18 protein-coding genes are annotated in these 21,695 nt (G+C 64.9%); 10 read left to right on the top strand and 8 right to left on the bottom strand.

Going from position 1 to position 21,695, the window contains the following annotated elements; translation table 11 throughout:
• Positions 1-93 precede the first annotated feature (93 nt).
• Positions 94-993, bottom strand: a complete 900-nt coding sequence (locus R2834_13485) for a peptidyl-prolyl cis-trans isomerase (protein MEZ4701343.1) — start codon at positions 991-993, stop codon at positions 94-96.
• Complete coding sequence (locus tag R2834_13490; GenBank protein ID MEZ4701344.1) at positions 986-3,073, bottom strand: peptidylprolyl isomerase; 2,088 nt, start codon at positions 3,071-3,073, stop codon at positions 986-988. The genes R2834_13485 and R2834_13490 overlap by 8 nt, the downstream gene beginning before the upstream one ends.
• A 218-nt stretch (positions 3,074-3,291) precedes the next feature.
• Between R2834_13490 and R2834_13495 the strand changes: the two genes are divergently transcribed.
• From R2834_13495 to gltX, 3 genes are all read left to right on the top strand, one after another.
• The gene (locus R2834_13495; GenBank protein MEZ4701345.1) at positions 3,292-3,891 is read left to right on the top strand and encodes an RNA polymerase sigma factor; all 600 of its coding nucleotides are present in this window, start codon (positions 3,292-3,294) and stop codon (positions 3,889-3,891) included.
• A 52-nt stretch (positions 3,892-3,943) separates the two neighbouring features.
• Positions 3,944-4,483 (top strand): zf-HC2 domain-containing protein, encoded by a 540-nt coding sequence (locus R2834_13500; protein ID MEZ4701346.1) that lies wholly within the window; start codon positions 3,944-3,946, stop codon positions 4,481-4,483.
• Positions 4,484-4,593: 110 nt separating this feature from the next.
• The gene (gene gltX / locus R2834_13505; protein ID MEZ4701347.1) at positions 4,594-6,075 is read left to right on the top strand and encodes a glutamate--tRNA ligase; all 1,482 of its coding nucleotides are present in this window, start codon (positions 4,594-4,596) and stop codon (positions 6,073-6,075) included.
• Between the two features lie 5 nt (positions 6,076-6,080).
• On the opposite strand, the gene R2834_13510 is transcribed toward gltX, so the two are convergent.
• On the bottom strand, positions 6,081-8,453 hold the full coding sequence (locus R2834_13510) for a DUF5916 domain-containing protein (GenBank protein ID MEZ4701348.1): 2,373 nt from the start codon (positions 8,451-8,453) through the stop codon (positions 6,081-6,083).
• Positions 8,454-8,502: 49 nt separating this feature from the next.
• Positions 8,503-10,827: a DPP IV N-terminal domain-containing protein gene (locus tag R2834_13515; protein MEZ4701349.1), complete on the bottom strand. Its 2,325-nt coding sequence runs from the start codon at positions 10,825-10,827 to the stop codon at positions 8,503-8,505.
• A 100-nt stretch (positions 10,828-10,927) separates the two neighbouring features.
• Between R2834_13515 and R2834_13520 the strand changes: the two genes are divergently transcribed.
• On the top strand, positions 10,928-11,461 hold the full coding sequence (locus R2834_13520; protein ID MEZ4701350.1) for a DUF1572 family protein: 534 nt from the start codon (positions 10,928-10,930) through the stop codon (positions 11,459-11,461).
• 11 nt (positions 11,462-11,472) lie between these two features.
• On the opposite strand, the gene R2834_13525 is transcribed toward R2834_13520, so the two are convergent.
• Both R2834_13525 and R2834_13530 read right to left on the bottom strand, forming a co-directional pair.
• Complete coding sequence (locus R2834_13525; GenBank protein ID MEZ4701351.1) at positions 11,473-11,868, bottom strand: hypothetical protein; 396 nt, start codon at positions 11,866-11,868, stop codon at positions 11,473-11,475.
• A gap of 7 nt (positions 11,869-11,875) precedes the next feature.
• Positions 11,876-12,943 (bottom strand): Gfo/Idh/MocA family oxidoreductase, encoded by a 1,068-nt coding sequence (locus tag R2834_13530; protein ID MEZ4701352.1) that lies wholly within the window; start codon positions 12,941-12,943, stop codon positions 11,876-11,878.
• Positions 12,944-13,091: 148 nt separating this feature from the next.
• Between R2834_13530 and R2834_13535 the strand changes: the two genes are divergently transcribed.
• Both R2834_13535 and R2834_13540 read left to right on the top strand, forming a co-directional pair.
• On the top strand, positions 13,092-13,823 hold the full coding sequence (locus tag R2834_13535) for a dienelactone hydrolase family protein (protein ID MEZ4701353.1): 732 nt from the start codon (positions 13,092-13,094) through the stop codon (positions 13,821-13,823).
• Positions 13,824-13,967: 144 nt separating this feature from the next.
• A complete protein-coding gene (locus tag R2834_13540; protein MEZ4701354.1) occupies positions 13,968-14,915 on the top strand; it encodes a CBS domain-containing protein in 948 nt (315 codons plus the stop codon).
• On the opposite strand, the gene R2834_13545 is transcribed toward R2834_13540, so the two are convergent.
• Positions 14,836-15,906: a PA0069 family radical SAM protein gene (locus tag R2834_13545; GenBank protein ID MEZ4701355.1), complete on the bottom strand. Its 1,071-nt coding sequence runs from the start codon at positions 15,904-15,906 to the stop codon at positions 14,836-14,838. The genes R2834_13540 and R2834_13545 overlap by 80 nt on opposite strands.
• A 137-nt stretch (positions 15,907-16,043) precedes the next feature.
• Between R2834_13545 and R2834_13550 the strand changes: the two genes are divergently transcribed.
• The 3 genes from R2834_13550 to R2834_13560 all read left to right on the top strand — a co-directional run bounded on the left by R2834_13550 (position 16,044) and on the right by R2834_13560 (position 19,754).
• Positions 16,044-16,811: a glucose 1-dehydrogenase gene (locus tag R2834_13550; protein MEZ4701356.1), complete on the top strand. Its 768-nt coding sequence runs from the start codon at positions 16,044-16,046 to the stop codon at positions 16,809-16,811.
• A 94-nt stretch (positions 16,812-16,905) separates the two neighbouring features.
• On the top strand, positions 16,906-18,048 hold the full coding sequence (locus R2834_13555; protein MEZ4701357.1) for a hypothetical protein: 1,143 nt from the start codon (positions 16,906-16,908) through the stop codon (positions 18,046-18,048).
• Between the two features lie 161 nt (positions 18,049-18,209).
• Positions 18,210-19,754 (top strand): bifunctional metallophosphatase/5'-nucleotidase, encoded by a 1,545-nt coding sequence (locus R2834_13560; protein ID MEZ4701358.1) that lies wholly within the window; start codon positions 18,210-18,212, stop codon positions 19,752-19,754.
• 68 nt (positions 19,755-19,822) lie between these two features.
• On the opposite strand, the gene R2834_13565 is transcribed toward R2834_13560, so the two are convergent.
• The gene (locus tag R2834_13565; protein MEZ4701359.1) at positions 19,823-20,581 is read right to left on the bottom strand and encodes a spondin domain-containing protein; all 759 of its coding nucleotides are present in this window, start codon (positions 20,579-20,581) and stop codon (positions 19,823-19,825) included.
• Between the two features lie 172 nt (positions 20,582-20,753).
• On the opposite strand from R2834_13565, the gene R2834_13570 reads away from it, so the two are divergent.
• Positions 20,754-21,695, top strand: a complete 942-nt coding sequence (locus tag R2834_13570) for a DinB family protein (protein ID MEZ4701360.1) — start codon at positions 20,754-20,756, stop codon at positions 21,693-21,695.

The following is a 21,695-nucleotide window of genomic DNA, read 5'->3' on the forward strand; positions in this document are numbered from 1 at the left end:
TCGAACAGAGCGTGTGGGATGTAAACGCTGTTCGTCTGGATATTATTGCCCGGTATCGCACAGGAGTCGACGACGAGCGGAAGAAGAGGTGCGCTACCGTATTTCGAGGTCCTCGCGGGCCAGCGCTTCGTTTCTGAGCCGTTGAACCTGACGCGCAACCATCTGTTTCCGGGCGTCGATGATGAGGCGTTCCTTGAGGTCGTCCTCGATCCATTCCATGCGGGGGGTGGTGCCGGCCGCCCGGCGTTCCACGACCTGCAGCACGTGGTACCGCCCGCCTTCGTTGAGTACGGGGGCGATCTGGCCGTCATTCAGCCGCTGCGTCCACTCCCGGAGCACGGCGGTCGGGAAGAGCCGGCTCTGGGGGAAAAAGTTGAGGTTGAGCCGGGTGGAGCCGTCGAAGTCCTGGGCGAACTCGCGCGCGATGGAGTTCCAGAGGGAATCGGCGGTGCCGGCGGCGGTGGCGTCGCGCAGGCGGTCGCGCGCGCGGTTGGCTTCGGATTCCGTCGCCGTCGTCAGATACCGCACCCGGAGGTAGTCCTCCTTGAGGAGAAATTGCTCCGCGTGCTGCGCGTAGTAGGCCTCGATGTCGCTCTCCGAGGGTTCGTTGTCCTCTTCGAGGTAGAACCGGGAAAGCAAGGCGCTCACGAGCACCGAGCGTTCGTTTTCGGCGACGAGGCGCAACACTTCCTCGTCGTTCTGGAGCCCCTTGCGAATCGCCTCCTGGGCGATCAGTTCGCGCGTGACCCATTGCTCGATGATCTGCTTCCGGGCCTCGACGGAATCCAGACCCGTCACCAGCGTCTTGAGACTGGCGTTGAGTTCGTCCACCGAGAGGTAGTTGCTGCCGACGCGGACCGCGAAGTCCGGCACGACTTCTTCCTTTTTGCAGCCGGCGCTGACGAAAAGCAGCAGCAGCGTGAACAGGAACGACCACCCCGGAAACCGGGCGAAGGGTTTCGCCCGGTCCGGGACGCGAGGGGTGTCAGTCATTAGCGATTTGTGGCAGTGTCGGGTCGATATTGGCGATCGCCGCCTTGTGCTTCTCCTCCGCGAAGGCCGGCGCGAGCTGGGCGGGGTAAAGCTGCACCTTGTATTTCTTGCGGAGCCGCTTCACCAGCCCGTCCTCGAGCTGCTCCTGGTATTCGCTCAGCACCTCGGCCCGGGCCTCCCAGAACGTCTTCTGGCGCGCGGGCTCCACCCCGTCGTTGACGAGGGCGATGTAGCTGCCGGCGTTCAGGATCGGCGCCGTAGCCTGGCCGCGGGCGATCGAGAGGGCGCGGTCGTACACCGAGTTGTTCGGGCCGGCCATGAAGGTCGTGTCGACCCGGATGATGTTGAGCGTGTCCTTCTGCGCCATGTCCACCAGCGCGGATACCGAGAGGCCGTGACTCAGGTGCCCGGTCATGGCTTTCAGCGTCGAGTCACTCCGGCTGCGGATGCTGATGATGCGCGTCCGGTCGGGAAACCAGAAGCTGTCGGCGCGCGGGTGATGATACGCCATCAGGGCGGCGGTGTCCTGCGCGGCGGCGGACCAGACCGAATCCTCCATGAGCTTGAACAGGAGCAGCCCGTCGCGGAACTCGGCCATGATGGTCTTGAAGTCGTCGTTCGTTACCTCGAGGCGCGATGCTTCGAGATCCAGCGCCGCGTTGTTGAGGTACATGTCGATCGTCCGGTAGACCCGCTGCAGCGTATCGGCGATGTACGGCAGGTTCGCCGTCTCGGCGTAGTCGACGATGTCTTTGAACGTTTGACGCTCGGAGCCGACGCCGATCACGAGCTTGCTCATGTCTTCCGCCGGCGTGTCCAGGATGTCGCGGGCCCGGAAGGGGCGGCCGTGCAGCGCACTCAGGATGGCGGTCGTATCGACGAAGACGCCTTCCCGCTTGCGGATCGTGGCGGCCATGCGGTCTTCCGCTTCGCGGACGCGGGGAAGGCGGGTGGCGTTCAGCTTGAGGTCTTCGTAGCTCTCCTCGAACGTCTGCGGTTCTTCGATCTGATCGAGTCGCACGATGTGCAGGCCGTACGCCGTCTCGATGATATCCGAGAAGCCGCCGGGTTCGGGAATGTTGAACAGGGCGTTCTTGAACGACTCCGGAAGCTGCGGCGTCGTGTAGGCGACGCGGCCCAGCTGGCCCCCGCGCGATCCGGTCTCGGTGTCTTCGGACCGGGTCTTGGCCATCTCGCGGAAGTCCGCGCCGGCCTTCAGTTCGGCGTAAATCGCCTCGATGCGTTCGCGCGGCGTCGAGTTGTCGCCCAGGCGCGGCGCGTCGCGGACGGCGATGTGGGACGCCCAGCGGTCCGGCACGCGGTCGCGGAGGTCGTGAACTTTCAGGATGTGGTAGCCGAACTGCGAACGGAAGATGCCCGAGATCGAGTCCACCGGCGTGGTGTAGGCTACTTCCTCAAACGATTCCACCATCTGGCCGCCGGAGAAATAGCCGAGCCGGCCGCGGGCGCCGGCCGCGTTGCCGCGCGCCGAGGGGTCTTCGGAGTTACGGGCGGCGAGGTCGCCGAAATCGACCCCCTGCCGGGCGGAGTCGCGGATGGCCATCAGCTTGTTGTAGGCGGCCAGCGTATCCGCCGGCGGCGCATCCTGCGGCACCCGAATCAGGATGTGACTCGCATCCACGATCTTCTGACGGCGCTCGTACAGCGTGTGGAGGATGGGCTCCATGATCGAGCGCTCGAGCAGGAACGGACGCGCGAGTTGCTTGCGGTAGGCGTCGATTTCGTTCGTGATCGAAGGGTCGCTGGCGAGCCCCAGCTCTTCGGCATACATGACCTTCATCCGGAACTCGGCATAGCGGTTCAGGAAGTCCTCGTACTCGGCGAGCGAATCGGCTATGGCCATCGGGCGACCACCGACGGAACGGGCATAGCGATCCTCGAATTCGTGGAGCGTGAGGGGTTTGCCGGCGATCCGCGCCACCGCGCTCCCTGTTTCCTTCCCGGATTCGATGGCGGTCTGGCCCGAACCGCTGCAACCGGCCAGGGTGAGGCCTACCGTGAGCGCCAGGGCGACGAGCAGTAGAGAACGCCGATGCGTTGGTTCAACTAGGTGTTTCATGATGCTGCTATGCGTACTGCTACTTGATTAAACGGAGTGAACAATGCGTGGACAAAGGGCGAGGATAAAGCGATGCTGGTGGAATCCTGGAAGGGGCGGGATACCGGGACGATAGCGCCACAAACGTCATACACGGGCGGGAGGTTCAGCACCGGGCAACTTTTAATCATGCCGATTGTCGTACTAAACGTATCCCGGAACCAGGATTCGCGGAACGTATGGACATGCCATCGAGCGACATACCACAGGATGATAGGGCGCTGATTGAAGCGTTCAAGTCGGGCGACGAGTTTGCGTTTGTCTCGTTGTACAACCGCTACAAGGCTGCTGTCTACGCCTTCTGCGTCAAAATGCTCCTGAACCGTGAACAGGCTCGCGACGCCATGCAGGAGACCTTTCTCCGTGTGTACGAGAACCGCGAGCGCCTGATTAAAACGGATTCGTTCCGATCCTGGCTCTATACGATCGCGCGGAATCAGTGCCTCAATCAGCTGCGCCGCAACAACTGGCAGGTAGCCTTCGAACCCCAGCACGAGGAATCGCCCTCGCTCCGTCCCGATCGCGAGACACCGATCCAGGAACTGGAGAAAAGCGAGCAGATCGAGCTGGTGAATCGCTACCTGGCGACGCTGAAGCCGGACTATCGCGAAGTGATCGTTCTCCGGGAATATCAAAACCTGACCTATGAAGAGATCGCCGCAATCACCCGCAGTTCACTCAGTGCGGTAAAATCGCGGCTCTTTAAAGCTCGGCGGACACTGGCCAAATACCTCGAGGATGCGCTTGGGAGCGAAGCTCCCAAGATCGGGGTGGAGTGACCTGGCCTCCTGCCAGGTTCACGGTATTTCGAATCGAGCTTGATATACGCGTATGTCTACGGAATCCAATCGACCGCTGGCCCATGCCGCGGACATCAATGACGATACGGCGCTGGAAGCGTTGAACCTGTTCGTCGACGGCGAACTGGGGCTGAACGAACAGGGGCCGCTTTTTGCGCATCTGGCGGAGTGCGTCTCGTGCCGGCGCGATCTCGAACACATCATGCGCTTCCGGCGGATGAGCCGCTCTGAACATCTCGTCGTCCCGCCCTCGGTCGACGACGGGTTTTTCAAGAAGCTCGATGCCCTTCGCGTGTCCTCGATACGCCATAACCGCGCCGACGACCGCCGGTCCGTGTGGCAACGCAAGGCCCCCGTCTCGTTCCGCGCGGCGGTGATCACCGCGGTGCTCGTCTTCCTCACCGGCCTGCTCTTCCCCTCGAACACGCCCGACTACGCCCGCCCCGGCTATGTCGTCGGCGCCGACGAGACGATCGAGTTTCCCGATGTGAGCCTGACGCCCACGGCGCTCGCGACGCTCTACGTCTTTTACCCCGGCGTCACCGTCGAAGCCGCCCAGCACGACGACTGAGGCGCGGGTCGGCTATTCGAAAATATGACTAGCACATGGCGGGAACGGTCTCGGGCCGTATCTTGAGCCGCTATTGTTGGCTCAAGAATCTATCGACACAGTGCTGAATCATGACTGACGTGCGGGTGCGCTTCGCGCCGAGTCCGACGGGGTTGCTGCATATCGGAGGGTTGCGGACGGCGCTCTACAACTACCTGTTCGCCCGCCGGCATGGCGGGACGTTCGTGTTGCGTATCGAGGATACGGACCAGGAGCGGTTCGTGGACGAGGCGGAACAGGATATCCTCGACGCCCTCGCCTGGGCCGGCCTCTCCTACGACGAGGGTCCGCGGATCGGCGGCCCGTTCGGATCCTACTACCAGAGCGAGCGCAAGGCGTTTTATAAGGAGCAGGTGGACCGCCTCCTGGCGGAAGGGCACGCCTATTTTGCCTTCGATACGCCCGAGGAATTGCAGGCCATGCGGGATCGGCTGACCTCGGGCGAAAACCCCAACCCCCGCTACGACGCCGAGACGCGCCTCGCCATGCGGAACGCCTTCACCCTGCCGGCCTCGGAGGTAAAGGCCCGCGTGGATGCCGGCGAGCCGTATGTCGTGCGCCTGAATGTGCCCCAGGGCCAGACGATCCAGTTTAACGACATCATCCGCGGGACGGTCGTCTTCAAGTCCTCGGAGATCGACGACCAGGTCCTGATGAAATCGGACGGGCTGCCGACCTACCACCTTGCGAATGTGGTGGACGATCACCTCATGCGGATATCCCACATCGTGCGCGGGGAGGAATGGCTGCCCTCGACGCCGAAACACATCCTGCTCTACCGGTCCCTGGGCTGGGAGCCGCCGCAGATGGCGCACCTGCCGCTCATCCTCAGCCCCAACGGCGGCAAGCTATCCAAGCGCAATGCCGACAAGATGGGCATCCCGGTCAACGTGCGCCAGTATCGCGAACTCGGCTACGAACCAGAGGCGCTCGTCAACTACCTCGCCTTTCTGGGCTGGAATCCGGGCGACGAACGCGAAGTGTTCAACCTGCCGGATCTGATCGATGCGTTTTCGCTGGAACGCATCGGGAAGGGAGGAACGCAGTACAGTCCGGACAAGATGAACTGGTACAACCAGCAGCATCTGCGCCAGATGGACGACGCATCCCTCGCCGGCCGCGTGCGCCCGTATCTCGATGCCGCCGGCCTCACGGCAGAGCCCGCGTATGTCGAACGGGTCGCCGGCCTGATGAAGGATCGCATCACGTTTCTGCACGAGCTGGCATCGACCTGGCGCTTCTTCTTCGAGGAGCCCCAGGCCTACGATCCGGATGGCGTCGCGAAACGGTGGAAAGAGGATTCGGCCGATCTGCTCGCCGCCTATGCGACGCGGCTGGAGGAGGCGCCGGCGTTCACGGCCGCGGTATGCGAGGAGCAGCTGCGCGAACTGGCGGAGTCGCGCGAGGCCGGTGCCGGCCGGATCATCCATCCGGTCCGTCTGGCCGTAAGCGGCATCACCAACGGCCCGAGCCTCTTCGAGATGCTCGAGGTGCTGGGGCGGGAGACCTGCGTGCGCCGGATGCGCGTCGCTATCGAGCGGCTCGCGGCCTGACCCGGCTACACGCGGAACAGGTAGCTCAGTTTGAAGAAGAAGCCGTCGTTGACGCGCCGAAGGGCGTTGAAGCGATAGGTGTTGGGCTCGTTCAGGCTGCTGCCGTAACCCAGAAAGAGCACCGTTCCGGGCGTGGGTCGGTAGGATAACAGCCAGTCGACCCGCACGTTGTTGGTGCGCCGCGCCACGGACCGCTGATAGGTGCCGGTCTCGCGGTCCAGCACGAGAATGGCGCCTTCCGTGCGCGAGTTGTCGCGGAGCGCATCCACGAAGTTGGCGTCGTATTGCCCCACGAGGCGGACGAACAGGGAGGGGGTGAGCTGGTACTCCACCTTCAGACGCGGTACGCGGCGGATGCCTACGTTGCTGCGGTCATTCGCGCGGATGTACTGCTGATGGCTGTACAGCAGGTTGAAACGCAGCTTGTCGGTGGGATTCCAGTTCAGCGCGAGGTCGATGAAAACGATATCGGCGGAGGCCCACTCGAAAAAGTTGTCGTCGCGGCCGGCGACGATAAAGACCTCGCTCGAAAACGTGTTGAGCTGGGGCGTGCTCATGAACGTCCAGAAGCCGAGGTTCGTCAGGCGGTCCACACCGGAGTAGGCCACGGTATCCACCGGCACGCCGGCGGCATCGGTCCGCTCGACGAAGAAGTCGGTGTACAGCTCGTCCGGGTACTTGAACGATTCGTAATAGACCGACGTCCCGCCGTTCCAACCGCCCCGCAGGCTGTACCCCGTGTTGCCATGGAGCTTGCGGTCGTTCGGACCGGTGCCGCGGGTGAAGCGGTCGTAGTCCCAGGTGCCGTCCAGGGTGATGCTCGTCGTAAACGACTCCACGGCGTCACCCTCGGTCCCGTACCAGGTGATGCGCGGTCGGAACGTCATCGTGGCGACGCCGGTCCGGTTGATAAAACCCGACTCGGCGTTGAACTCGCCGTGGTATCCTGTCGTGGAGAAGGATGCGCCGTACTTTCGGCCGGAGGCGCTCGCCGCCACGTACCACATCGGCGCCAGCGTGGTCTCTCCGGGATCTCCCGTTGCGCTGAAGCCCGTCTGATACGTCACCGAATAGATGTCGGAAAACAGGGTGCGTCCGTCGACGGCGGCGACGCGGTTCCAGTGTGCGCCGTCGATCTTGTCGGTATACGTGAGCCCGATCGTGTTCTGGCCGCGGAGGTCTCGGCGCAGGCGTACGGCGTTAAAAAATGCCGGGTCGAGCTGGGAAAGGAATTGCCGGGTGTTGTCGACGGCGCTGATGTACGCGACGTTCGTCGCCCCGGTCTTGCCCGTGATTTTGGCCGCACTCAGCGGATTGCCGATGCGCCGGGTATAGATGAGCTGGGACGGGGTCTGGAACTGCTCGATCCCGTCGAGGAAGAAGGGGCGTTTTTCCGGGACGAAGACCGCGCGGCGCGGGTCGTACTGGATCTGGGCGACATCGGCCTCGACCTGGGAAAAATCGGGGTTGACCGTCCCGTTGAATGTCAGGTTGTTGGATATGCCCCAGCGGACGTTGACGCCGAGCGGGTCGCGGGCGTTGAGGTCCCAGCCGGCCGTGGGGTCGAGCCGGCTCACCGCGCCCGTGACTTCCGGACTGATATCGAGCACCAGCCCTCGCCGCAGGTCGGTCAGCTGACGCAACTGCCCGTTCTGGGACAGGAACGACGCGCTCGCGAGCCGGACGGGCGCCCAGGTGTTGGAGAAGCCGGAGTGCTGCACCTGGCGAATGATGTTGAAGCCCCAGTCCTGCACGAAGTCCGACTGGTAGCGGAGGCTTTTGAAGGGGACGCGGATCTCGATCTCGTAGCCATAGGGTGTCAGATGGCCCTTCGATTCGTAGACGTAGTCCGGGCTGTAGTCCACGACATACGGTCTGCCGTTGCCGAAGGAGACGCCGGCGGAGACGGCGTCGCGCAGGATCCCGTCCGCCTGCTGCCCCAGCGCGTTGACGCCGATGACGACGGCCTGCCGGCTGTCGTTGTAGGTGTCCAGCAGAATCTGCACGTAGTCTTCCCCTTCGAGCTTGTCGCGGTCGGCGAGGGTGGCCCGGACTTCGTTGTGCGTCTCGTAGGCGCGGATGCCGAAGTGGATCGCCGTGGGGGAATACCAGACGAGCACGTGGGTGGTGTCGGTGGCCGGCCGGCCGTCGATCGGGAGGTAGTCGTAGAATCCGGTGAACAACGCCGCATCCTGCCACACCGGCTCGTCCAGCACGCCGTCGATCTCGATGTCGGCGTCGTCGACGCGGGGGATGTCCCTGACCACCGCCCCCGGCTTTTCCGGGTCGGGCGACAGATCGTGCGCATGCGAAATACCGAGGGACAGGGGTAGAAGCAGAACGGCGGCAAACAGCGTGCGCCGAAACAGAAAGCTCATGAGAAAAGGATGTTCGTGATGCGACGTCGGGCGTGGCAGGCGATACGCGTCAACCGGTGGGCTGTTGCACCTCCATACGCCGGCCGATCTCGTATTCTTTCGGGGGCTCCACCCCCTTCAGGTTTCGGACGAAATAATCCCAGCGCCGGCGCATGAAATACGCCGACGCGCTGCCGAAGCCGTGACGCGCGTTGGGGATCATCAACAGGTCGAAATCCTTGTTCGCCTTGATGAGGGCATCGACGAGCGCCAGCGTATTGTAAGGCGGGACATTGTTGTCCATGGTGCCGTGGGCGATGAGCAGCTTGCCCTTCAGGTTGCCGGCCTGCAGCTGATTGGCCTGGTTGTCGTAATTGGTCGTGCCGTCCGGGTACCGCTCGAGCAGGCCCTGCCATTTTTCGCCCCAATCGTCTTCGTAGATCCGGTTGTCGTGGTTGCCGGCGCTGGAAACCGCGACATCGTAGAAGTCGGGATACCGGAGCATGGCGGCCGCCGAGGCGAAGCCGCCGCCGGAGTGGCCGTAGATGCCCACGCGGCTGTCATCGATCCACGGGTTGCTTTTCGCCAGCTGCTGGATGGCCGTGATCTGGTCCGGCAGGCCGTTGTCGCCCATGTTGCCGTAATAGGCGTCGTGAAACGACTTCGAGCGGCCGGGCGTGCCCATGGCGTCGATCTCGATGACGACAAATCCGAGTTCCGCGATGGCCTGCTTGTCGCCGCGCGCCGCGGCGAAGCTGCGCGAGCCGACGCTGCCGGACTGGGGGCCCGGGTAGATGTAGTTGATGACGGGGTACCGTTGCGCCGCGTCGAACTGGGAGGGGCGATACATCAACCCGTAGAGATCGGTCACGCCGTCCCGGGCCTTTACGGTGATGGGGATGGGCGGCTGCCAGCCGGCGGCCTCGAGGGCCGAAATATCGGCGCGTTCCAGTTCCAGCATCAGCTTGCCCGATGCGTCGCGAAGGACCGTCACCGGCGGCGTGGTCGGCGTGGAATAGGTGTCGACGAAATAGTCGCCCGAGGGGGTGAAGGTCGTGGTGTGATGCGCCTCTTCCGGTGTCAGGAGCTTGAGGTTGTCGCCGCTGAGGTTGACGCGATACAGATGCTGGAAATACGGATCGCCGGCTTCGCGGCCGCCGGCGGTGAAGAAGATGGTCCGGCTCTTCGGGTCCAGGCGGACCACATCCAGCACGGCCCAGTCGCCCTGCGTGATCCGGTGCTTGAGCTCGCCCGTCCCCAGGTCGTAGAGGTAGAGGTGCCCCCAGTTGTCCCGCTCCGAAAACCAGATCACCTCGTTCGAATCGAACAGGACGTGCCAGTTGGCGTCGCTGTAGCCGGACTCGAAGTACGTGTTTGTCCGTTCGGTCAGGACGTCGCGCACCGCGCCGGACTCGGGATCGGCGACGCGGAGGGTGGCGACCTTGTGATCGCGGGAGCTGGAGACGAACGCAAGCCGGCTGCTGTCTTCGCTCCACTCCACATCGAGAAAGCGGCCTCCGCGGCCGGCGATGTGGTCGGTGGTCGTGCTGCGATGCGGATCGGGCGGCATCTGGAGCCGCACGACGCGGGGCTCGTCGACATGGATCACCACGCGCTCGATGCGGAAGATGAGGCTATCGCCCGGGAGCGGATATTTCCAGGCCTCCAGCTTGGGCCGCCCCGTCTCGGTAGACGTCAGGTACATGTTTTCCACGCCGCGTCCGTCGTGCTGGAACGTGGCGATCCTGCGGGAATCGGGCGACCAGAGCAGGACCGGCGTGTCGCTGCGCGTCCAGCCGGCGTTGTTGGTCGCGTAACCGAATTCCTCGACGCCGTCGGTCGTGAGCTGCGTCTCGGCGCCCGTCGCGAGGTCGCGCATCCAGAGGTTATGATCGCGGATGAACGCTGCTCGGGCGCCATCGGGCGAAATCACGCTGTTGCGGTCTGCACGCGCCGCGCGCCGGCGCGCGCGTTCGCAGGTGTATGCGCGGAGGTCGCAGGTGTAGCCGGCTCGCCCGATATCCACCGACACGGACCGCCCGTCCGCCGACAGGGCGATGGTGTTGAACGGCAGCTTATCGCCGGAGAACGAAGAATCGGCGGCTGCCGACAGGGCCTCTGCCAGCCGCGCATGATCGAACGCCAGTTCGCGGCTCTTTCGCCCGGGGTTGACCCGTACGAACTCGCTGCCTGCCGGTGTGCTGTTCCGATACCAGAACGCGTCGCCGCTATAAAAATCGGGGCGGACGGACCCGCGATAAACCAGGGGCCAGGTGCTCGCCGAAAGAAAGGATTCGGCGCGGGTGTAGTCTTCGAATGTGACAGGCTGCTGGGCCTTCGTAGACGCCGGCGCGAGGCCGATGACCAGAAGCAGGGCGAACAGAAACGTGCGCATAGCTATAAGCAGGAATGGTGTATCTTTCAGCACGAACAGTATACGAATCGCGCCGCATTGCGGCGCACCTTTTTGTCCACGTCGCATCCCCCTAAATCTCGTGATTCAGGACGCATTGCTCGAATTTAAACGGTACAAGGCCACGGCGGAAAACGCGATGGCGCAGGTCTCCGACGCGGCGCTGGACGTGGTCCCTGCGCCCGATGGCAACTCGATCGCCATGATCGTACGGCATATGAGCGGCAACCTCCGCTCGCGATTCACCGATTTCCTGACCTCCGACGGCGAGAAGCCGTGGCGCCGGCGCGACGAAGAGTTCCACGATCGCCCCTTTCCGGACCGCGCCGCCATGATGGCGTACTGGGAGGAGGGCTGGGAGGTGGTCTGGCGCGAGGTGGGCGCCCTTACGGATGCCGATGCGGACCGGACGGTCACGATTCGCGCGCAACCCCTCACCGTCCGCGCCGCGCTGCTGCGGGCGGTCGCCCACGTCGCCTACCACGTCGGCCAGATCATCCTGCTCGCCCGGATCCAGCAGGGCACGCAGTGGGACTGGATTTCGATACCGAAGGGGCAATCCGAGACCTACAACCTGAATCCGACACGCGAACGCTCGCCCGACCCACCCCGTTGAGGTGTGCCGCCTCAGCTCGCGAGCAGCCAGGCGGTGAATACCCCGGCGCCGATGAGAAAGACCAGCAGCACCCGCTCGTACCAGAGGATCTTGAAGTACATGCTGACGGCGATCAGCAGGAGGCCGACGGCGATCGCCGCCATCAGCCACACCAGTTCGTCGGCGACGACACTGGCCGGCGACAGGCCGCGGTGGACGCGAACGCCAAAATAATACCCGAGATACCCGATCCCGTATCCGCCGAAAAACACATCGTAGAACGTCGGGGTATCGTCCTGTACGCCGCGCGAGCGGTTGAAGATGACCTCGATGATGTAGCCGATCGGCCGGAACGCGCGGCGCGCGGCGAAAAACACCGCGATGCCGCACGCGATGGCGATCAAAGCGTCCGTGCGCCAGGGATCCATGCCGCCGTCAGAGGTTCACGACGCGTCCGGTGCGGAAGGCCTCGTCGGCGGCGAGCACGATCTTGAGGCTGTTCACGGCGTCGCGGCCGTGGTCGGACAGGTCGACGTCGTTTTCGATCGCGTTGAGCAGAAAACGCTGTTCGAGTTCGCAAAGCGCGTCGTGAGACGGCTCGTCCGACGTATCGATCATGTCGTCCGGCCGGGCGAAGTGACCGCCGGCATCCAGTGCGCTGTGGTGCAGGCGCAGCCCACCGGTTTTCGAATGGTCGTCGATGGTGTCGCTCGTGCCGGCCGGCTTGTCCTCGATGCTCACGCATCCCCGGGGCCCGATCACGTCCTTCACGAAAAACGCCGTCTCGCTCATCATCGGCCCCCAGCCGGCCTCGTACCAGCCGACCGAGCCGTCGTCGAAGGTCACCTGCAGCTGGCCGTAGTTGTACATGTCGGCCGCGATCTCGTCCGTCAGTCGGGCGCCGATGGCGCTCACGCGGACGGGGTTCGCGCCCGTCATCATGCACATCACGTCGACGTAGTGGACACCGCAATCGACGATCGGCGACATGGTTTTCATCAGGCTCTTGTGCGTCTCCCAGTTTTTGCCGCTGCTCTGCTGGTTGAGGTTCATGCGCATCACGAGCGGCTTGCCGAGCGTCTGGGCGATCTCGATAAACCGTTTCCAGGCCGGATGGACCCGCAGGATGTATCCGATCACCAGTTTGCGGCCGTGCTGCCGGGCGAGATCGACGATCTGCTGGGCTTCCTCTACGGTGTTCGCGAGCGGCTTCTCCAGAAACAGGTGCGCGCCGGCTTCGAGGCTCTTCCGGGCATACTCGGCGTGGGTTTCGGGGTAGGTATTGATCGACACGACGTCGGGCTTCGTGGCGGAGAGTGCCTCGTCGAAGCCGGCGAAGGTGGGCAGGCCGCCCAGCTCGGCCGAAAGCCGTTCGCGGCTCTCGGGTTTGCGGCTGACGAGACCGACGATCTCGAACGCATCGAGCTTGTGGTAGGCCCGGGCGTGCGACGTGCCCATATTGCCGCATCCTACGACGAGCACACGGAGTTTTTTACTGGCCATTGCAATGACATCTGGTTGGCGGGGATGGAGCGATCGACACGAGCGCGGCCGGTACGGCGGCCTTTCTGCGTGCGCCGGCGGCTAAAGTACGATGGGGATTCCGGTGATGCCATATATTTCAGGCGCACCTGCCACCGCCCACACCCGCATGCACCATCCGCCCCGATCGCTCGAAGGCTTCGCCGCCCCCTTCCCGTTCACGACCGCGGGCATGGCCCACTGGGTCTACGTGTCCCACGCCTCGGGGCCGCCTGTCCTGCTGATGCACGAATTGCCCGGGCTCACACCGGAGTGCAAGCGGCTGGCCGACACCCTGGCCGCGGAAGGCTTCCGGGTGTATATGCCCCTGCTTTTTGGCGATCCCGAGGAAACGGCGGTGGGATGGAACACTGTTCGAGTCTGCATCAGCCGTGAATTTTACCTGTTCTCGCGGCAAAAAACGAGTCCGGTCGTGCGCTGGATGCGCGCCCTGGTGCGGGCCATGACGGACCGCGAGGGCGTGGACCGCGTAGGGGTGATCGGGATGTGCCTGACGGGGGGCTTTGCGCTCGCGCTCGTCGCCGAGCCGGCGGTGGATGCCGTGGTCAGCGCGCAGCCGTCGCTCCCGTTGCTGTTTCATGGGGAGCTTGGTCTTGCCGCCGGCGAGCAGGCTGCCGTGGTGGAGCGCGTCGGGAGGATGGGTCCCTGCGCCGTCCTCGGCTTCCGCTACGAGAAGGACAGGCTCTGCCGGCAGGAGCGCTTCGACCGGCTTCGCGCCCTGCTGGGCGACGGATTCGACGGACACGTCATCCCGGGAGCCGGGCACGCCACCCTCACGCGCGACCTGGATCCGCAGGCCCTGGAGAACACGCTGGCCTATCTCAAAAAGCGGCTCGCCTGAGCCCCTGCCTTCCCGATCCGGCGCGCGGGGTATGAATTCCGCGCGGAACGGTTGATGAAAACGGCGGAGGGACGATACCACACAGGATGACACCCCCCGTGTTGTCTCCGTGCGTATGTTTCAATCAGCCGCGGCGAACGGCAGATGCTGAAAGACAAGGATTTCCAGTTATTCAACGACAGCCTCGAACGCTGTCTGGAAGGCAACCAGTTTATCGAGGAGTTCTACGACCGTTTCATGCACTCCTCGCATCAGATTGCGGCCCTCTTCGCGCACACCGATATGGAACGGCAGTATCGGATGCTGCGCGGATCCATCTACATGTGCATGCTCGCCGCCAAAAACCATATCCAGGTCCGCGGCCGGCTTTCGGCGCTCGGCGACAGGCACAACGAAATGGGCGTTCGCCCCCTGTATTATTCGTTCTGGCTCGAGAGCCTGCTCGAGACCGTACGCACGAACGACCCCCGGTTCTCGGACCAGATCGAGGACGTGTGGCGCGCGATCATGGCGCCCGGCATCCGCCTCCTCGTGTCGCGCTATACGGGGCCGGACGAAGCGCTGACGCTGGTTCGCCACGCCGGCCTGACCGACAATCACCCCGTCAAACGCGTGCGCGACGTCATGTCGGCGCCCGTGATCACGGTCCACATGGACGACAGCCTTCAGTTCGTCAGCGGCGTGCTGGAGCGTCACGGGATCCATCACGTGGTGGTGATGGACGAGCAACGGGTCGCCGGCGTGATCTCGGATCGGGACGTCAAACTGGCCATGAGCCCGTACGTCGGCACCATGGGCGAGCAGGATCGGGACGTTCGCACGCTCGAGCGGCGCGCGCATCAGGTGATGAGCCGGCAGATCGTGTCCGTGACCCCGGAGGCCTCGGTTGAGGAAGCCGGCCACCTGCTGGTGGATCGCAACGTATCCTGCCTCCCCGTACTCGATGCGGAGGACGACCGGCTCGTGGGCATCGTGTCGTGGCGCGACATGCTGCGGTACGATTCGGATCGGGTCAGGGAAACAGATCGAGCTGACCCGCCTTCGACGGACGGCGAAAATGCTGGGTCGCGAGCGGTTCTCGAGGCTGATTGAGGCCGAGCCGCTGTATCGTGAGCCGGTAGAGCCGGCTGATCACGGCCGCCCAGTGCCCTTCGCCGCGCATTCGGACCCCGAAGCGGCTGTCGGTCAGTTCATCCCCACGCAATTCGGTCAACCGGTTGACGACACGCTGTTTTCGGTCGGGAAATGCGTGATCGAGCCAGGTGAGAAACAGCTCGCGCACGGCGCCCGGTAGCCGGAGCATCACATAGTGCGCGCGCTGCGCCCCGTGGTCGGCGGCGGCCTTGATGATGTCTGGCAACTCTTCGTCGGTCAGCCCCGGGATGACGGGCCCCACCATGACGCCGACCGGTATCCCTCTTTCGGCCAGCTTTTCGATCGTGCGCAGACGTGCCTCCGGGCGGGAGGTGCGCGGCTCCATCGCCTGGATGAGTTCGGGCCGGAGGCTGGTGATCGACAGCGTGACACTCACGAGATGGAGCGCCGCCAGCTCCTCCAGGAGGTCCAGGTCCCGCGTGATGAGGGCGTTTTTGGTGATGATCGAGACCGGGTTGCGGTAGCGAGCGAACACCTCGAGACAGGCCCTGGTGAGCCGCAAACGCCGTTCGACAGGCTGGTAGCAGTCGGTGTTGCCGGACAGCATGATCGATTGCGGGGTCCAGGACGGCTTGTCGAACGCGTCCGCCAGCAGCGTGGCGATATCCTGTTTCACGACGATGCGCGATTCGAAGTCTAGGCCGGCGGAAAATCCCAGGTATTCGTGCGACGGGCGGGCGTAGCAGTAGATACACCCGTGTTCGCATCCGCGATACGGGTTGATGCTGTAGGTGAACGGGATGTCCGGGCTGTCGTTTTTGGACAGCGCCTGTTTCGTGGTGTCGAAGAAGAACTCGGTGCGGATCTGCCGCAACTCGCCGGCATCGAGCGCCGCCGGGTCCTCCTCGAGGTGCATGGGCTCGAAACGGTTGGGCGGGTTGTAGGCGGCGGCGCGGCCGCGGCGGGGAGGGAGCGATGCGTCGGACATGGGCCTGCGGGTTGATGGGTAAACATACTCCACACATATGGTCTCGTTCCGCGCATTCGCTATCTTAGGCACAACCCACCCGTGACCGGCATCCGGCTGGATGCCGAGCCGGTCATTCCGCAGCCCGTATGTCGCTCATGGAACGTTTTCAGGACCGCACCGCCGTCGTCACCGGGGGCGCTAAGGGAATCGGCGCCGCCATCGTGCGCCGGCTGCTCGCCGAAGGCGCGCGCGTCGCCTCGCTGGATCTCGACGAGGCCGGCGATCCTGCCCTGGCCGGCGAGCGCTACCGCTTCGTGCGATGCGACGCCTCCCGCTCGGCCGACGTGGCGGAGGCGTTCCAGGCCGTCCGCGACGCCTTCGGCGACCCCGATATCCTCGTGAACAACGCCGGCATCCAGCATTACGGCACGGTGGTGTCGACGACGGAGGCGGAGTGGGACCGCGTCATGGCCGTCAATCTCAAGAGCGCCTTTTTGTGCGCGCAGGCCGCGATACCGGGCATGCAGCGCCGGGGGGCCGGCATCGTGGTCAACATGTCCAGCGTGCAGGCCTTTCACTCGCAGGCCAACGTGGCGCCGTACACGACCAGCAAGACGGCGATGCTCGGCCTCACCCGGAGCATCGCCATCGATTTCGGGCCGTCGATCCGGAGCGTCGCGGTGTGCCCGGGCACGGTCGATACGCCCATGGTCCGCTGGACGGCGGAGCAGAGCGGCGATCCCGCCGCCCTGTACGACGAGGTGCGCCAGATGCACCTCGTGAAACGCATCGCCGAACCGGACGAGATCGCCGGCCTCGTCGCCTATTTGTGCAGCGACGAAGCCACCTTCATGACCGGCCAGGCGGTTCGGATCGACGGCGGCCTGGGCGTCGAACTGGGCGGCACGGTGAAGGCGAGGTAGGAAACCCCGATCTCCTTCGCGCCCGTCCGTTCCAAAACGAGGCCGGCGGGCGTCCTCACGCGTGGCGCTGCACCCACCCATCTGAACAGACATCATGCTCGAATCGGTATTCGGACAACCATCCTGGCGTCTCGCGACGCCCGAGGTCGAACTGGCGCTCACGCAACAGGGAGGGCACCTGGGGCCGGCGCGTTTCCAGTTCGGCGATCGCGCCATTTCACCGTTTCATGTGGCCCCCTGGTGGGACGAGCCGGCGACCCGCGAGGCGCTGCCCCCCATGCTCGCCACGCTGCGCGGCGACTTCTTCTGCCTCCCCTTCGGCGCGAACGATGTGCCCTATGAAGGGGAGTCGCACCCGCCTCACGGCGAGTCGTCGAACGAAGTCTGGACCTTCGAGGGCCGGGAAGAGGGCGCCGTTCGGACCACGCTGCACCTGAGTCTGGAGACGCGCGTCCGGAAAGGTCGGCTGGATAAACGTATCGCGCTGGTCGACGGCCATCACGCCATCTACAGCGAACACGTCATCACGGGGATGGAGGGGCCGTTGAGCCCGGGGCACCACGCCATGCTCGCCTTCCCCGACGAGGAGGGCAGCGGCGTGCTCTCCACCAGCCCGTTTGTCTGGGCGCGAACGGCCCCCGAACCGCTCGAGAAACCCGAACAGCGCGGCTACTCGTTTCTTGCGGCGGATGCGTCGTTCGAGCGGCTGGATGCGGTGCCGTCGATCACCGGCGAACCCGTGGACCTGACGCGGTTTCCGGCCCGGCGGGGCTTCGAGGATCTCGCGATGATCGTGTCTGACCCGAGCCTGGACATCGCCTGGACGGCGGTCGTCTTTCCCCGGGCCGGCTACGTCTGGTTCGCGCTCAAGGACCCGCGCGTGCTCCGCAACACGATCTTCTGGCTCTCCAACGGGGGAAGGCACTACCCGCCCTGGAACGGACGCCACGCCGGCGTCATGGGCATCGAAGAGGTGACGGCCTATTTCCACTACGGCCTGGCCGGCTCTGCGGACCACAATCCGCTCTCGGACGACGGCTTCCCGACGACACTCCACGCCCAGCCCGGGCAGCCCCTCGTGATTCGGTACATCATGGCCGTGCAACCCGTGCCGGCCGGCTTTGACCGGGTGGAACGCCTGGAAGCCGCCGGCGACCAGGTTCGGTTGGTCTCGGCCAGCGGCATCGAAATCGTCGCGCCGCTGGATGTGTCCTTCATCACGGATATCGATGCCTGATACCCCCCTGGCCAGGCAAAATACGGGTCGAACGCTGTTCGATCCGGCTCTGCACGCGCTGCCGGCGCCCCTTCATCGACTCCGCACGCCTGTTTTTCGGGAATGACAGGTAACTACGCGCAGCGTCTTCTGCCCCACAAGCGATTCCCCGGTTTCCCACTATGATGCGTTCCCTCCTGGCCGGCGTGCTCGCGCTGCGCCTCCTCGCGGGCTGCGGCGCCGGCCCCGCGGTCGTCGCGCCGCCCGTCGCCGCGCCGGCATCGCCCGTCGTCCGGGTCAATATCCTGCAAATCAACGATGTGTACGAGGTCGCGCCGCAGGCCGGCGCACCCGGCGGGCTCGCCCGCGTGGCTGCCTTGCGCGATAGCCTGCTGCGCGAAACCCCGAGCACCTTCACCGTGATCGCCGGCGATTTTATCAGTCCGTCGGCGCTCGGCACCGCCCGCGTCGATGGGGAACGCCTCGCGGGGCGTCAGATGGTGGATATGCTCAACGCGGTGGGCGTCAATTACGCGACTTTCGGCAATCACGAGTTCGATCTCGGGTACGACGTGTTGCGGCGGCGGATGGAGGAAGCGGGGTTCACCTGGATTTCCAGCAATGTGACCGACACGCTGGGCGAGGCCCTGTCGGTCGCGCGCGCCAGCGAGGTGATTGCCGTTCCGGGGCCCGCCGGCGTCTTCCGGATCGGCCTGGTCGGGGCGACCCTGGCGGAGAACGATCCGGATTATGCCGCGTTCGCGCCGCCGATCGAGGCGTTGCGCGAGGTCGTGGGCCGGCTCCGCCCTCGCGTTGATGCCGTTATTGCAATTACGCATGTCGATTACCAGGAAGACCTGCGCATCGCGACCGGGGTGGAGGGGATCGACCTCATCATCGGGGGGCACGAACACGAAAACGTCGCCACGTCGTTGCACCGGAACGGCCGGATGACGCGGGTGGCGAAAGCCGACGCCAACGCGCTCTCCGCGTACGTGCACCGGCTTGCGTTCGACACCCGGACGAGTAAACTGACGATAACAAGCGAACTCGTCGTGCTGGGCGACGATCGTCCCGAACACGCCGGCGTCGCGGCGCGGGCGGCATCCTGGCAGGAGCGCGCCTATGCGGGGTTTCGGCAGGACGGCTTCGAGCCGGCGGCGCTGGTCGGTTGCTCGACCGAGGCGCTCGATGGCCGGGAATCCGCCGTGCGCAACGGGCCGACCAACCTGACGCGCCTGATCGTCGAGGCGATGCAGAGCGAGGTGCCGGATGCCCGCCTGGCCCTGTTCAACAGCGGGTCGATCCGGGTGGATGACGTCCTGCAGCCCGGCCGGCTCACGCAGTACGATGTGCTGCGCACCCTGCCGTATCAGGGCCGCGTGCTGGCGGTGGACATGCCGGGCCGGCTGCTCATCAGCATCCTCCAGCGCGGGGCCTTTCTGCGAGGCACCGGGGGCTATCTGCAGTGGACGGACAATGTGAGCGAAGCCGCGAGCCGCTGGATGCTGGACGGAGAACCGATCACGCTCGATCGCACCTATCGGGTGGCGGTGAACGACTACCTCGCGAACGGGCTGCAGAACGGACTGGAGCTGTTCGACATCAAGGTCGCCGGCGACGACCAGGCGCACCTCGTCGCCACGTATCGCGACCTGCGCAACCTCCTGGTCGATGCGGTGCAGATGGCCTACCCGCTCAACGCCGAAGGCGACTGCACGCCGTAGCCTGCAGCCGCCTTCTGGCGAATCAAAGGGCCGTGGGCCGGATACCAGCCCCGCCCCCGCGTGGCGGTTTAGCGAATCCGCCGGATATGCACCTTGGCGACCGGGTCGTTCCAGCCGTGGATCGCCGGGACCAGATCCACGCCGCCTTCCACGCCGTCGTGGTGCATGATCACCCCGTTCTGGGCCAGGGCCGGGTTGCTGACGCCCGAGCCGGCGTCGTCCGACGCCACGCCCGTGAGCGCCGGACAGGGCGGCACGATGTCGGCGAAATCTTCCGTGTTGATTTCCGTGCCGGCGTCATAGGCATTCAGCCCGAGCGCGATCTCGTCGCCGATGCGGCGGGGCAGCATCTGGCTGTCGATGCCGGTGAATCCATCGTTCGTGCACACGAGCATGCTCGCGAACGAGAAGTAGCGGTGACCGGGCGTCGAGGTGATCTCGAAAGTGACCTCGTTGCCGGGGAGCAGGGGCGGAATGTCACTCGACACGGCCACGACCAGATCACCGATTTCGGGGCTACCGCTCAGCGCGCCCACCAGGGGATCGAGGTTGCCGTTTTCGGCGATCTCCTTGATGCCGTTGCTGGCGGCTTCGCCGACGGTGAAGAGGTCGGCTGCGGCGCTATGCGTCACGGCGAGGGGCGGCGTGAAGGGCTGGCCCTTGGTGACGTTGCGGACGCGCACCTGGTAGACGGCGTCGCCATGGCCGTACGCGTTTTCGTTCGCGGCCGATGCGGCCTCGGGTTCGGCGTTGATGTCGTTGAGCGAGTCCTGGCAGCCGGCCAGGGTCAGGGCCACGAGAAGGGTTAGAGCTGCTACGGTTTTCATCGTATCGTGATGGTTGCGTTGTAAAAAAAGAGGGGTTGGTTGATGCGATGAAGTCTACGACCCGAAGGCGGGGGCACGTATCACGAAAGTCTAACGCGATCCTCACTTATCTCTAACTTCGACGCCGGACGGGGCGTATCTTGCGGCATTCAGACACCAGAGCCATTATGGAATGAGCGACACCTCTCTGAAACCCGGGTCCATTTCGTGGATCGATCTCACCGTCCCGCAGGCCGATCAGGTCCGCGCGTTTTACGAAGCGGTTGGCGGGTGGAAAGCCCATCCGCTGGATATGGGCGACTATGCCGACTATACGATGCACCCGGCCGGCGAGTCGATGCCCGTGGCCGGCATCTGCCACGCCAGGGGGAGCAACGCGGGCTTACCGCCGCAGTGGTTGATCTACATCACGGTGGATGAACTCGAAGCCCGACTCCTGACCTGCGAGGCGCGCGGGGGCCGGGTGGTGCAGGGGATTCGTTCGATGGGATCCTACGGCCGGATGGCCGTCATTCAGGACCCCGCCGGCGCCGTGGCAGCCCTCATCGAGCCCGCCGCCCGCGTGGCCGCCGAGCCTTCGCTGCTGGACCGCATTCCGCGTCCGGCCGAGGGCGACTTCCCGGAGTTCTTCCGCGGTTACATCGACCGAACCGCCGACACGACGTGGGCCTCCGCACTGCTCGCCCACCCGACGACGACGTCGCGGATGGTGCGCATGCTCGGCGAGGTCGACGGCGACTACCGGTATGCCGAGGGAAAGTGGTCGGTGAAGGAGGTGATGGGGCACCTCATCGATACCGAGCGGGTGTTCACGTACCGGGCCCTTTGCATCGCGCGGGGTGAAAAAGCCTCCTTGCCCGCGTTCGAGCAGGACGATTACGTCCGGACCGCCGGCGCGGCGCGGCGCACGCTGGCCTCGCTGGCGGACGAGTTCGACGCCGTACGCAGCGCCACGCGCGCGCTGGTGGCTTCGCTGGACGACGAAAGCCTCGCCCGGAAAGGCATCTCCAGCGGCCGGCCCGTCACCGCGGCGGCCCTCGTCTACGCGACCGCCGGCCATGAGGCCCACCATCTTGCCCTGTTCCGTGATAAATACGGACTGCAAGGAGCGTAG

The sequence above is a fragment of the Rhodothermales bacterium genome (assembly GCA_041391505.1).
Taxonomy (GTDB): Bacteria; Bacteroidota; Rhodothermia; order Rhodothermales; family JAHQVL01; genus JAWKNW01.